Here is a 14,272-nt window from a genome sequence, read left to right as displayed (position 1 = left end):
GGACTCGGACATCAGTCGACGACCTTCCAGATGATCTCGACGGTGGCGTTCGGGTCCAGCTCGGCCAGCCCGGCGATCTCCGCACGCAGCGAGGCGACGGCCTGCGCGGCGGTAGTGCGGCTGCTGCCGGAACGGCGCGCACCGGGCTTGGGTTGGGTGCCCGCCCCTCTCCCTTCGGCCGCTTCTCCGTTGCTGATCGGTGGGTGTGCGGAACCGCCGTTGAGGTCGATGTCGTCAGGCTTCGCGACGACGGCCGGCTCCGACTTGTCGGCCTCCCGTTCAGCCTGTTGCTTGGCCGCCCGCTCGCGTTGCACCAGAGCGATGACCTTGCTCCCGGCGGTGCTCAACAGCACGGGAAAGTCCGGGAATTCGACGGGATCGCCCGAAGCGGCTTCCTGCAGGCGGGCGACGATCGCCAGGCCCTCGACGCCGTAACCGTCCGCCAGCTTCAGCTCCTCCCAGCCCGCCCGGTGCAGCGCGTCCACTACCTTCCCGGCCGTCTTCAGCGAGGTACCGAATCGCTGAGCCGTGAACCCGCCGAGGTCGAACCGAGCGAGTGCCTCCACGACACCCTTCGCCCCACCCGAAGCGGCAGCGGTCCCCGCCACCGTGCCGTCCCCGGCCAGTGTCCGCACCAGGGCAGTGGCCCGCCGCGCGAGATCCAGGCGCGGTGAGGCGTCGTCCAGCCCGAGCTGCGACCGGTGCCGCTCGAGGGCAGTCACCAGCCGGTCGGCGTCGTCGACGAAGCCGCGTGCCTGCTGCCGGATCTGTCCGGCGAACTGGTTGACGATCCGTCCGCGCCGCAACTGCGGCGGCTTCGCGCCGAACACCGCCTGGAAGCGGGCCTGAGCCTCCATCCAGTCCGCCTCGTCGGGCAGTGGCTGCTCACGCAGTCCGTACGTGAACCTGAGGTCTGCAGGTGTGGCAGGGGCGGGGTCGATCAGCGATCCACCGAGCACCCACACCCGGTCGGTCATCTCCGCATACGCCGAGGCCACCAGCTTCTGCAGCGACTCGGGCAGGCCGCGCGGTGCGGGCTTGTTCATCCAGTCGCCGAGCTGTACAAGGGTCGGCTCGGTCACTCCGTCCGGGCGGGCGAGCCGTTGGAAGTGGTCGGGCCAGTACGAGGCCTGCTTGTAGTACGCCTCCTGCTGGGTGCCCAGCTGCAGGCCGCCCGCGATCCGCGCCACTACCTTGCGGTCCTTGGCGGCGACCTCGGCCCGCCCGTCCGAGCTCTCCGCCGCCGCCCGTACGTACCCGAAGACGGTACGCAGGTCAGCCGTGGTCACCGCAAACCCGCGATTCTCCGGGTCGAGGTTGGGGTGGGCCGGGAACTGCTCGCCGAGCAGTTTGCCGGCAAGGTCGCAGGCGGCGCCGTGCAGGGTGGCGCCGAACGACAGCTTCAGCTTGTCCTCGGGCAGGTCGCTCCGAAGGGAGACGAGGTGCTGGTCGAAGTCGAGGGCGACCTTGCCCTCCTTCTTCTTCTCCAGCCCGTACGCCTGCTTCAGTACCTTGCCGAGTTCATCGTTGAGGGTCTCACGCTGTGAGGCGAACATGGCCTTGGCGCGGATCTTGTCGTCGGGCTTGAGGCGGCGTGCGTACTCGTTGTCGAAGCGGTCGTCGTTGGCGAGGAGCTTGTCGATGACGACGAGCAGCTCGAAGTCGTCGCGCGCGGTGCGGGTCAGATGGCTGGGAAGCCAGGCCAGGGTGCGCACCGTACCGCCGGTCTTCTCGCGTACCTTGCGCAGCCGCTGGACGTCGTCGACCGGCGTGAACTCGCCCTCGTCGTACGGTAGATCGATCACAAGACGCCAGGCCTCGTCACCTGCAGGACCGAGGTCGAGCTCGCCGAGCGAGTCGGGATCGGCGACATTGCCGAACACCACCTCGACCTGCCGCTGAGTGCCCTTCCACACCAGGTTGAGCAGGTCGTAGCCGCCCAGTCCGTCCGGCCCCGGGGTGATGGCCAGGGCCTCCTTCAGGAGGGCCTCCATCTTGGTCTTGCGGGCGTGCTGGTTGTTGTGGACCCGGGCATTGGCAAGGACTGCCTCGAGGTCGATGCCAGTGAGCTCGAGGCGGACAGCGGGGTTGCTCTGCGTACCTGTCCGCTTGATCTCCGGAATCGCGGCTGCCCACTCACCGACCTTCGTGTACAGCCGCGACTCTTCCGTGCCCGGGATCATGGTGATGATCGATCCGTAATTGAGCGCGTCGAGTCGCTTCAGCGTCAGATCGGCGAGAGCCGGCACGGTCGGCGCGAGAGCGGACAGCAGCACGGTGTGCATTAGCCGCAGATCGCCGGTGAAGTCGCGGCAGCGGGGCACCAGCTGGGGGTCGGTGACGGACTCAGGGTCGCGTTGGTATGCGGCGACGGTGTCCTCGTCGAGGTTGTGCGTGCGCAGCAGGAACGGCCTCAGCTTCTCCTGGTACAGCCTGTCCGCCGCTTTGAAGTGCACCTCCTCCTCACCCGTGAACGCCTGGTCACCGCCGCCCACAAGCGCTGGGTACAGGTCGCCGAGCGGGACGAGCTGCCCGAGTCGCCAGTCGTCGCGGTGGTCGGAGAGCAGTTGCCCCATCAGCTTGAGCCCGGTACGGGAGCGTTGCAGCGCACCCGAGATGTGGACGAGGGTGTCCATGAAGGCAGGAGAGAAGGGGTATGTCCGCCGGAACGACTCCTCATCGGCGCCGGTCGTGGACTTGTCGTCCCCGAGCAGTGTCTGCCACACATCGGGCCTGAGCCGCTTCGCTTCGTCGAAGGCGGCGTCGATCTGCGCCTCAGCCTGGGGAGTGAGGGGCTGCAGAAGCCGTGCCTGAGCGATCTGCGGGAGGTTCCGGTCTTCCAACGTGATCTTGTCGAAGCGGCCGATGCTCAGCTTCAGCCCCTCCTGCACGGCTACCTCGGCAGCGCCTGACAGCTCTTCGCCCACGAGTTCACGCAGGTCACGCTGGCGGGCGATGAAGGACACGATCGGGATGGCGCGTCGCTCGTCGGCGCCCTCCACCAGGTTCGTGATCTTGTCGGCCTCGCGGGACATCGCCTTCTGATCGGAGATCAGACCGGCCAGCCACAGGATCAGCTCGTCCATGAAGAGGATCAGGCCGTCGTACCCGAGCGACTTGGCGTGCTCGGCGATGATTCCGAGACCCTTGTCGAGGGAGACGAACGCGTTCGCGTCCTCGGAGGAGTTGCGGGCGAAAGCCGGGAAGAGCGTCTGCGAGAGGTCCTGCACCAGCCGGGCGCGCAGCTCCTGCGGGGTGGTGGGGTTCTTGAGGTCGAGCTGCTTGGTGTTCTCGTGCTCCTCGGGTGCGGACACCGCGGTGTCGAGCAGCTCGGACGTCCACCGGAACGAGGAGTCCCCGGCGGGTACGAGGTCGCCCCAGCCGCCGTTGTCGGCGACGGCGGGCGCGCTGGCGGGTGAAGGGCCGGGCAAGGTGGCCTGGGACAGCTGCTCGATGACCTTGGCATCGCCGTTGAGCCGACGCTGCTGCGCGAAGTCCTCGAAGAGACCGTCGGTGCGGTAGACCTGCGGGAGCGGAGCGGTGGGGTGCAGCTTGCGCACATGGTCGACGTAGCGGCCGAGCACGCGCTGTTCGAGAGACTTCGCCGACAGCATGTGGTAGGGCACGAGCAGGAACTTGCGGCCGTCCTCGTCCAGCCACGCGTGCTTGGCGCGCACGTCGTCGAACTCGTCGCGGGAGCGGACGGCCTGATGCCCGGACAGCAGCGCATACAGCACCGCCATGAAGTGCGACTTACCGGAACCGAATGAACCGTGCAGATAGACGGCCTTGGACGAGTGACTGTCCAACGACGCTTTGATGTAGCCCAGTGCCTCCTCGAAGTTCTTCTTCAGCCGGTCCGTGACGACGTAGTCGCGCAGCGCCGCCACCGCGCCCTCGGGGGTGACGGCCTCACTCAGCCGCAGTACATAGTCGGACGTCGACACCGTTTCCTTGATGTCGATCAGCTCGCGCAGCAGCGGCCGGTCCTCGGCGCGGGGCTTGCCCTTGCTCATGAATGCCATGGTGTGACTCTCTCGCCTCTCCGGTCCCGGCTCAGCTGTCCGACTTCACGGGTGCCTTACGCCCGCCGCGTGTGGCTGCGGCCGGGCTCCAGCTCTTCAAGTCCTCGTCCGTGAGACCGAGTTCACCCTGCTTGAGATGCCGAAACCCGAGGATCTCGGTGGCGGGAGCGGCTCCGTAGCTCGGGTCGTACTCGCCGTACCACTGGTCGAGCCACGGCTGCAGTTCGAGCAACCCGGCCAGGTAGGGGACGAGGTCCGAGTCCTCGATACCGGCCCCGGCGTCCTGGAGGTACGAGGCGAGCGCAAGGGCCTGCTCAAGTTCGTTCCAGCCCGCCCAACCGTAGAGGGCGGGCTGCTGGACATTGGCCGACCCGTACGAGACGAACCGCTCCTTGGGTACGTCGAGCTTGCCGCGGGCCCGCCAGTACGAGGGCTTGAGGAAGTCGGCGGAGGTGTACTTCGGCGGCACTGGCGTGCGCTCGCGGACCTTGCGCTTGGCCGGCTCGTCTTCGGCGGCGTCCTCCTCACGCTGGAGATCCCAGACGTGCTCCCAGTCAGCGCGTTTCTTCAGCCCGGACGGCTTGTAGCGCAGGGCGGAGATGAACGGTACGTGCTCGTCGCCGAGCAGCTCGCGCACCGTCTTCGCGAAGTCCTGGCGCGGCGCGTAGATCTCGGCAACGGACACGAACTCGGCGTCCGTGCTGAGGTCTTCGGTGAGGCGGGCGAGAGAGACCAAGGTCGGGTTCCCCTCCTGGTCGAACCAGTGTCGGCGATCCTCTACCCGGTCGAGCAGCCACGCCTTGAGCGCCTTGTTCTGCATGGCGTCCCAACCGTCGGTGGCCCAGCGGCGCTTGTACTCGGGGCGCTCGATCATGTTCAGGGCACGGTTGGCCTCAATGGCGTCGATGCGCTTCTGGACGAGAGCGCGGTAGGGGGCGGGCCAGTGGTCGGGGACGTCGGTGATGGGCGTCGACCCGTGCCGCTTGAACCATTCGTCACTGGCTTCACCGGCCGCGACGCGGCGGGCGAGCACGATTTCGAACGCGCGCTCACCGAGGGCGAGGGACGGCACGGCGACGGTCTCGGGGTCGGCGTCGGCCTCTGGGATGCGGAGCTCGTCGACGTGCAGCTGATACAGCCCGTACACCTGCCAGTCCAACTCCTCCTGCAACGCGATCATCCGTGCACGGATCGTGTCGTGTCCGGCGCGGGCCTCACGGAGGGCAGCGGGGGTCGGTGTCTCGAGGGCGGCGAGGGCGGAGGGGGAGGCGGCGGACAGCTCCTGGGCGAGGGCGTCGAGGGCGGTGGCGAGGGGAGTGGGGTAGGAAGCGGGGAGGGGGAACTCCTGGAGCTTGGTGCCGGTGAACTCGTAGAATTGCTCCCAGTGTTCCTCGGCAATCCCACCGCCGATCCCGCCGCCTCCCTTGTTGTGGCTCACCATCTTGAGCCAGAATCCAGCAGTGGAACTGTTGAGCACTCCAAGCAGTGAAAGATACTCTACTCTTGTTGCGCCCTCTCGTAGCTGAATTACTTGGGTTGAATGATTAGGGATAACACCTTGGGGGATGAGTGAAAAATGGTTATGGGTGGTGGCGATTGACGAGAAGCATAGGAGGCGGGGCGCGTTTAGGCGCTCAGTCTTATGGAAGGCGTAACTTGTCCAGCCGAGGCCTCGCTGCTCTTTAGTCTTAGAAAACATTAGCCCCGAGCGCAGCGCCTGTCGGAGAGGCCAGAGCGTACGTCTCCGGAGTGAGGCGTCCTGTTCGGCGGTGAGATCAATCGGAAATAGCACCCCTTCGTCGGGAATGGCGCACCAGTCACGCACCTGGTCCCCGATGAGGAAGGGGCGTAGCATCGGATATTTTTGTGCTGCCCATCGAGTGAGAGGGTGAGGATATGCATAGGCTTCGTCTTCGCCAGTGATCACCGAGTAGCCAATAGGCTCTGCTTTAGCCCGCAGGTGGAATGGTGAAACGGATCGCAGTCCGTCAATAATTTCCAGTCCGCCGCTGGTCAGTACCCATGGGTGTTTTGAAAAATTCTGGTCTCGGTCCAGATCGTCGGTGGACACCCACCGACCGGCGCTGCCGGGTTGGTCAATCTGTTCGATGATTGCGCGCCAGACAAGCCCGCTTTCCGGGTTTTCCGGAGTTTTTGGCTCTCCCTGTACGCTACGCACAGTGCGAATCGTGGTCTGCCTGTTGGATCCCTCTCGCGGGCGGCCAACAAGAATGACCGTAGGTGTGCCATGGTTTGGGATATGGGCCCCGGAGGTGTCGATGACCTCGGTAAGCTCGACCTGGTCTCGGAAGAAACTCTCGATAAGTTTGCCTCCGAACTCTCGCTTCATGAATGAATTTGCTGTGATCTGGCCGACAATGCCATATCCGCGCCCGCTGCTGGCGTCGCCGCGCTTGGCCAACTCGAAGAAGCGCTGGGCAAAGGGTACGGACAACGCATATTTGCCCGAACAGGCGTCGTACAGCTTCCGGTACCGTTGGTTCAGCGTCTTGTCCTTGACCGTGGGGTACGGCGGGTTCCCCGCCACCACGTGGTAGCGGCCCTTCCGAAGGATCTCCGGGTGCTCGAAGATGTCCTCCGTGCTCAGCGCGTAGTACGGGTCCTCAGCCTCTGCGTCCGCCGCCCCCGGAACGTCGAACAGCCCCTCCTGCCGAAACTCCGTCGGCAGCAGCGAGTCGCCCACCGCGAGCCCCATCGGCCACTCGTACGCCGCTGCCTCCGCGAACGTTCGCATCTCGCCCGCCGCCATCGCCGCGAGCAGCAGCCGGAACCGGGCGATGGCGACCGCGAACGGATTGAGGTCCACGCCGTGCACCGATTCCAGCGCCGCCCGCACCCGCTCGTACGGGCCCACCGCCGGCCGCTCCTCCGCCCACAGCCGCACCAGCCGCCGGAACGCGCCGAGCACGAAGTGCCCTGACCCGCACGTGGGGTCGATCATCTTCAGGCCCTCGAACCCGAACTCCCTCACCGCCGGATTCATGGTCCGGTCGAGGATGAACTCCTCGACGAACTCCGGAGTCTGGAAGAGTGCATATGTGTCCCGCGCGTCCTTACTCAGTTCCTGGTACAGGTCACCCAGGAACCGGGTGTCCCGCCCCTTCGTGCCGTCGCCGCCCTCCTCCAGCGGGTCGGTGAAGTCGTGGACTAGCGTCCCGTCCTCGCCGTTCTCCCGCCGCCAGAACTCCAGCAGCGCACCCGCGCCCTCGTGCGAGAGCGGAATCTGGAACAGCGGGTTGTGGCGTCGGTCGAACAGAAGCCGTCCCGCCGGACCCGCGCCCAGCTCTGCGAAGGCCGTCTCTAGCCAACCGCGGTACGTCGGGTCGTCGTCCTTGTCGACGTACTCCTCGTACCGCGCCTGCGCGACGTCGCGCCCCGCGACCGTCGGCGCAGTGATGTACGGCTCGGCGATCAGCTCGTTGTCCTCGCTGAAGCGCACGAAGACCGTGCCGAGCACCCACGCGACGGCGACCTGCGTGACCCGCTCCCCGAGCCATGCGCTCCACGTGGCGGCTGTCCGGTCCGCTTTGCGAGCCTGGTCATACTCCCCGCGCAGCCGTGCGCTCACCTCGGGTACGGCCTTGACCTGGGCGTCCAGGTCAGTTTCGGCCGCCTTGACCTGCTGCTGCAGGTCAGCGAGGAGGCTTTTGCGCTCGATCACGGATGGCTCCTGTTCGGGTGATGCATGCGGTAGGTGGTCGTACGGGAGTTAGGACGAGGTGACACTTCGCCAGGCACTCAGTGATCAATTGTCAGGCATCGGTACGCGCGTTCACCCACGCTTCCGGCACGTGGATCCACTCACCGCGCGCGGCCTGAAATGGCACGGCCTTCCCCGCGAGGCGTGGCGTGTCCGACGGGTCGGACTGGGCGACGAGCAGCCACAGCGGACGCCGCCCTTCCCGTGCCAGTTCGGCGAGCCGGTCCAGGACGTCCAGCGCGTCGTAACGGGCCAGCACCGCGGCCTCGGTGAGCAACAGCGGCCCCCCGCCGGCCCCCGGGACCCGCTCGAGCCGGGCCGCGAGCTTCGGCTCCAACTGGTGCCACGCCCGCCCGGCGACCACGCCGAGGTTCTGCCGGCCCCGCGAACCGGGTGCGGCTGCATCTGCCTCGAGGACCGTCTGCCAGGTCGGCTGGGGCCGCCCGTCGACCATCGCGTGCAGCTCGTCGAGGAACAGCCCGGTCAGTGACACCGCCTCTGCCTCGTACGGCTCCTGCGTCAGGAGCCGTGCTGCCGTGTGCGCACCGCGTGACGGCACGGTGAGCACGCGCAGGCCGTCCTTGCCCGCGTCGTGCGTCAGCCGTTGCTCGGCGGTAGCCGCGGCCCGTACCGCCTGGTCGGCGTCGTACCGGGCAGCGCCCTGCCGGCTCGCGGACGACGTAGCCCCGGACCGGATGGTCCCCGTCCGCGAACTCCCGTACGTCGTCACCTGGCTGCCGTCGGCGCCGGCGCCCGCAGGGCGGTTGGGCAGCAGCCGCAGCACGCGGTCGTAGCGGGTCTCCAGCTTCAGGTCGAAACCGGCCTTGCGCAGTGCCGTCACCAACTCTGCCCCGGTGGGGAGTTCGGCCGTGGCGAGGGGGTCGGAGCCGAGGCCGGGGAAGCGGGTGTGGACCAGTTTGTGTACGTCCTCCACGCGCAGGCCCGGCTGCCGCGCCTCCTCCAGCTCCGGCTGGACGGCGACCATGCCGGCCTGGGTGATGCGCAGGGCGCGGACCAGATCCAGATCCCGCGGGTAGATCTCCAGACGCGGTGTGAGCGCGGCCCGGGTGGACGCGGCGACGGCGATCTCCGCGATCCGCTGCTCGTTCCAGCCGAGCACACCCGGCGGCGGTGCGACGGAGCCCAGCTCGGTCAGCACGGTCGCGGCGGTCGGCAATGTCTCCAGGCCAGCGAGCCGGTCCGCCTTCGCGCCGAGCTTCACCGCGTACTCCTGCAGTGCGGGCTTGGTCGGTGTGTCCGGGCTGTCCGTGCCCTCCCGCACGTCGATGACGAGCAGACCGAGCACGGGCTCCGTGCCGCGCGGCGCCGGTGCGTGGAAGTAGTGCAGCAGCGGCGGCTGCTGGTGCTTCTCGGCGTCGTAGAACTGCTCCCGCTCCACCAGCGCCCGCAGCACCGCCAGCGCGAGCGCCCGACGGCCGCGCCGGTCGGCGACCTCGGTGCCGCGACGGGCGATGAGCGCGTCGGCGATCTCGACGACGGACGCCACCCGGCCGCGCTCGGCGAGGATCTCCACCACCTGCTCGCGCAGGACCCCCAGGGCCGCGTCCTCGTGCCAGCGTTCCCGGGCCTTCTTCACGATCTGCGGGATTCGGCCCGCGGTGACCTCAAGGGCCTTCGCCACGTCCGCCTGCCGCGCCCACACCGGACCCGAGGGGTACCGGCCTTGCTCGTCAGGCATGCCGAGCAGCAGTCGGATGCCCTCGCGGGTCGTCTCGTTGGAACCCCCGCGCCCCGTCGCGGGCTTGGGCACCAACCGGGCCGCGAGCGCGTCCAGGCTCAGCCGCGCGTACACCTCTGCGGCCGTCTCGCCTCCGGCCGCCTGCGCGAGAGACTCCTCGAGGTCGGTGAGCTCCCGCTCCGCCTCCCTGCGCGCCTCGGTGCTGGTCGGCGCGACCGACTGCCGCAGCCGCGCGTTCCACTCCTTCTGACGGTCCTGGATCTCCTCACGCGTACGCGAACCCATGCCGGGGGCGGTGAGGAACTTGCGTGCCTTGTAGGTGATGACATCGCCGACCGTGCTCAGGCCCATCGCATACAACTGGGAGAGCGCGGCCGGGCTCAGGCCCGCCACCGACAGATGCGTGCTCAGCGTCGCCCGCGCGGCCTGCTCCTCACGGATCCGGAGCGCGGCCTCGCTCTCGTCACCTGGCGGAGTCTCATCCCCGGCGCCGGCGCCTGCATTCCGCTCCGCACCGGAACCGTGCCCCGTGGACGGCGCTGTCGCCTTCTGCGCCTCGATGAAGATCTGCTTCCAGGCCCGCTCCATCGGGACCAGATCCGGGAAACGGTCCTTGACCTCCCGCGCGAGCGCCTTGCGGAAGAATGCCACCAGGCCGTCGCGCACCGGCGTCTCGAACGCATCCGCCGCGATCTTCGGGTACGGCCACTCCTCCGCGACCGTCTGTCGCGCGGTGACCGAGCCGTCGCCCCACTGTGGCAGTTCGCGCGAGGCCATCTCGTGCAGGGTCACGGCGAGCGCGTACCGCTCGGCGTGCGCGTCGTACGCGCCGCGCTGGAGCGTGCCGAGAAACGGGTCGAGGTAGCCCTCCGTTCCTGCCTCGATCTCCTTCGCCGGATAGCCGACCAGGGAGAAGTCGATCAGGACGAGCTGACGGGTGCCGTTCGGCCGGATACGGATCGCGATGTTGTCCGGCTTCAGGTCACGGTGCCAGATCCCCTCGGCCTCCAAGTGCTCGACAGCACCGAAGAGGTACTGCCCGTACGCCTCCAGCTGGTCCATGCCGAGGCGGCCGACCTCCCGCAGCTGTCGTGCGACGGTGTCCTCACGGCGCTGCGGCCGCTCCGAGCGCCCTTGCTCCTCACCGCGCTGCTCGCGTGCATCACCCACGTACTCAAGGGCGAGGACCCGGCGGCCGCCGATCGTCAGTGGCTCGGGGATGGCGAGCCCGATGATCCGCGAGTCCTGGTGGATCCGGCCGAGAACCTCCGCCTCCCGCTCCAGGACCGGATGCTTGGCCTCGCTCAGCGCCACCTTCAGCACGACCGGTGGCCGCGAGCCGTTACGGCGCGGCTCGGCGGCCAGGTCACGTACGAGGAAGGCCCGCGCGGTCGATCCGGTGCCGAGCCGCCGCTCGACCTCCCAGCGCCCCGCGAGCACATCACCCGCGACGCACTCCAGGGGATCGCTCTCCGGCTCGGGCTCCGGAGCAGGGCCGGCCTCGTCACCGTCACCCACACCGCCATCCGCGTTCGTCCCCGTGGACGCCACGGCCGCGAACGACGACTCGACGAACTCCAGCATCTCCATGAAGTCGTCGAGCGCGGCAAGCCGACGGACCGGATCGAATGCGGTCGCCGCCTCCACCAGGTCGTCAATGTCCGGGTCCAGACCGTCGACCAGCGCACTGGGCCGCAGCGTCTCCCCGCTTTCCAGCCGGCGCAGCACCTCTGCCTGGCTCGCCCCCGGAGCCTTCCCCGTGACCAGTAGATAGGTGAGTACACCCAGGCCATAAACGTCCAGGCGCACTGGATCGGCCTTCGCCGCCGTCAGCTCCGGCGCGAGGTACGGGTCCGCCTGGTCGGCGATGTGCAGCGCGGACAGCGAGGTCGGCGACATCAGCTGCGACAGACGACGCCCGCCACCCGAAGCACTGCCACGGGAAGCACCGGCCCCGGGCCCGCCGGCCGCGATCTGCCAGTCCGCAATCTCCAGGCGGGGCCTGGCCCACTGCTCGGCCTCGCTGAGCTCATGCCCACGCGCGCCACGGTTGCGCGGAATGACGTGCACGCAGTGGGCGGACAGGGCGCGGTGGTAGATGCGGCGCGAGTGCGCGGAGCGGATCGTCTCCGCGAGCTGCCGGACCAGGGCCAGACGGGCCTGCAGATCGAGCTCCTGGCCGTAGCTCACCAGGTAGTCGTCCAGGCGCATCGTGTGCGGGTGGTAGTCGAAGATGATCGCCGGGCCGGCCGGGTGCCCGGCAGGCAGGTAGTTCTTCACCGACACCGCGCCGGGGTGGCGGAACCGGCTCAGCACCGCGGCTTCACGCGCGGCGGCCTTCTCCACCGAGGCACGCTCGGCGTTCGAGGCGCCGCGCTCGCTGAGGAACACCCGCACCCGGGCGATGTCGTGGAGCTGGGTGTGCTCACCCCTGTAGTCGGCCCAGGTCGGGCCGGAGTCGAAGGAGGTGGAGTCGAGCAGGTACCCCCCGACCTCTTCCTGCCGCCGGATCGGCGCGATCCCCAGGCTCTGCAGTCCTTGCGCGACCTTCCGGGAAATCTCGGCGGTGACCGCGTAGCGGGCATCACCGGGCGGCGTGGCCAGCATCTCGGCCAACTGCCTGACTGTGAACAGGCCGTTCAGGTCTGCGGCTGGCAGATTCAGACGGAGCCTGTCGTCGGTGAAACAGACCGCTTCGCCGACCCAGATGCGCGGGCGCGCACCGACGGTCGACTGGACGAGACCGGCCAGCTCCTTGGCCTTCTGGTTGGACAGGTGTAGCGGATTGGAGTGACGTCGGCTCGTACCGCCCGGGGTGGTCTGGATCCAGTCGCGACCACCGCCCGCGACCGAGCCGTGCCAGTCCTTCAACTCGATCAGGAAGACGCCGGCAGGGGCGACCATGAAGAGGTCGACCTCGCGGACATGGCCGCTGTTCGCGGTGAAGGTGAAGTTCGACCAGGCACGCCAGGGCTGCCCGTCCTGATCCCGCAGGGCACGCCGGATCGCCTCCAGGCCGCGCCGCTCATGCTCGAACTGCGACTCGGTGACGGTTGTCCACCGCTCGTCTTTCACACCACTCCCCGTCCTGCCCCCTGCGTCCCCGTGATTCTAGGCCGCATCACAGACGAACAGTGTTCGCGTTGGAACTTGGGTGGACGGTTGGCGGACTGTTCCGCGTCGCCGAACACGTCAGCACGGTGCTTGCGAAACGTTGCCAGCTCACGGCCGAGGCCACCCGGCCCGAGCAGCAAACAGCGGAACGCCGCCAGCCGACGCTCGCCCGATCCGGCCGCCAAGCCGAGCGCCAGGCCCACCGCGAACAGCTCCAGCAACACGGCGGACAGCCCACCCGCACCGCCAGACCCGCGCCAAACCGACGCATCGAGCCCGTCGACCAGCGCAATGTCCAAACCCGGTCCAGCGCCCGGTCGAGCAGCGGCAGCCGCTCCAACCGCGCCCACAGCAAGTCCAGCAGGACCAGCAGGGACCGCGCCTCCGCTAAGCCGGAGCGCCCCGACCGTTGAGAGGGACTTCCTCTCCAAGGAGCCGTGCCCACTGCTTCGAGCAGGCTGGTAGCGCTGCCGCTTGCTCGCACAGAGCGCGGCGTTGCTGCGGACCTGACCGAGATGGCTCAGATCGTGTGCGAGACTGCGCGCCGCGTTGATCTGGTGGGTCAGGACGCCAGCTTGTCGCTGGAGAGCCGAGGCATCGAACTTCTCCTCTGCGTAGGCCTGCTCCCGGTGCACAACGGGTGCACATGAGGACGAGGACGGACGAGAATCGCCTAAAGCCCTTGAGAGGCGTTTTCGCAGTTCAGGGGCTTTGCAGTGCTAGTTTTCCGCGTGGGGTCAACAACGCCCGATTTAGAGATCGTAGTACAGCTCGAACCCGTTGTGCCCAATTGCTTCAGTCGTCTGTGGAAGGGGTGGGCGCCCTCAGCTCGCAAAGGGCGCTGTCGGGCTTCGTCGTCAGCGGGTGGCCGTGAGGGTGTCGAGGAGGCGGGTGAGAGAGGTGCCGAGGCCCCAGCGGGCGGAGAGCTCTTCCAGCGCCATGGGGTCGAGGGGTTCGAAGGGAAGGACGGGGTCGAACTCCGGGAGGGGGCGTCGGTGGCGACGCGGACGATGGTGGGGGCGACGTCGAGGTAGGCGGCGCCTTCGAGGATGTTCTTGCGGCGGGCCGGGGTGAGCTTGGAGAGGGGGTCGGCGGCGGCGCGGATGCCGGCCAGGTCGCCGTACTCGCGGATGAGTTGGGTGGCGGTCTTCTCGCCGATGCCCTTGACACCGGGGAGGCCGTCGCTCGGGTCGCCGCGCAGGGCGGCCATGTCGGCGTACTCGGCGCCGGTGACGCCGTACTTCTCGCGCAGGAAGGCCTCGTTGATGACTTCGGCGTTGCCGACACCCTTGATCGGGTAGATGACCTGGATGCCGCGGGCGTCGTCCACCAGCTGGAAGAGGTCTCTGTCACCTGTCACGATCAGGACGCGCGTGGGTTGGTAATCTGCAGTCTCCCGGTCGCCGATTATAGACCTACTGCCGGCTCTTCCAGGCAGGCGACTCGCCTTGCCCGCGAGGGAGCCGGCGGTGCAGAACGGAAGCGACGTGACCGAGGGGCTGCCATGGCTGTGGTTCCTGCTCGTCAGCCTGCTGCAGGCCGACAGCCCCGTCGCCGCCAGCGCTGGCGGGACAGTTCACATCCTTCCGGGGCCGAAGCCCCTGATCAAGGGTGCCCGTCAGATCGAATCGAGCTCTTACCACCCCTGAAACCTCATCTCGCCTTTTCTGCCAGTCTCCTGACGTCCCGCCAGGCTTCGGAAAGGTGCCGACG

5 protein-coding genes and 1 pseudogene are annotated in these 14,272 nt (G+C 68.1%); 1 reads left to right on the top strand and 5 read right to left on the bottom strand.

The window, feature by feature from the left end; all coding sequences use genetic code 11:
* Positions 1-11 precede the first annotated feature (11 nt).
* The 5 genes and pseudogenes from pglY to ACWEMJ_RS08125 all read right to left on the bottom strand — a co-directional run.
* The gene (gene pglY, locus ACWEMJ_RS08145) at positions 12-4,016 is read right to left on the bottom strand and encodes a BREX-2 system ATPase PglY (RefSeq protein WP_452136139.1); all 4,005 of its coding nucleotides are present in this window, start codon (positions 4,014-4,016) and stop codon (positions 12-14) included.
* Between the two features lie 40 nt (positions 4,017-4,056).
* Entirely contained in the window at positions 4,057-7,707 is a 3,651-nt protein-coding gene (gene pglX, locus ACWEMJ_RS08140; protein WP_452136138.1) for a BREX-2 system adenine-specific DNA-methyltransferase PglX, read from the bottom strand.
* Positions 7,708-7,798: 91 nt separating this feature from the next.
* Positions 7,799-12,520, bottom strand: a complete 4,722-nt coding sequence (pglW, locus tag ACWEMJ_RS08135) for a BREX system serine/threonine kinase PglW (RefSeq protein ID WP_452136137.1) — start codon at positions 12,518-12,520, stop codon at positions 7,799-7,801.
* Positions 12,517-12,858 carry a hypothetical protein gene (locus ACWEMJ_RS08130; RefSeq protein WP_452136136.1) on the bottom strand — a complete coding sequence of 114 codons (342 nt, stop codon included), beginning with the start codon at positions 12,856-12,858 and terminating at the stop codon, positions 12,517-12,519. The genes pglW and ACWEMJ_RS08130 overlap by 4 nt, the downstream gene beginning before the upstream one ends.
* 558 nt (positions 12,859-13,416) lie before the next feature.
* Positions 13,417-13,922: pseudogene (locus tag ACWEMJ_RS08125) on the bottom strand (5'-3' exonuclease); the annotation flags it as partial.
* Between the two features lie 106 nt (positions 13,923-14,028).
* Here ACWEMJ_RS08125 and ACWEMJ_RS08120 point away from each other — a divergent pair.
* Positions 14,029-14,208 (top strand): hypothetical protein, encoded by a 180-nt coding sequence (locus tag ACWEMJ_RS08120; RefSeq protein ID WP_452136135.1) that lies wholly within the window; start codon positions 14,029-14,031, stop codon positions 14,206-14,208.
* The last annotated feature ends 64 nt before the right edge of the window (positions 14,209-14,272 follow it).

Source organism: Kitasatospora sp. NPDC004531 (assembly GCF_053602195.1).
This window is presented reverse-complemented; position numbering and strand designations above follow the sequence as displayed.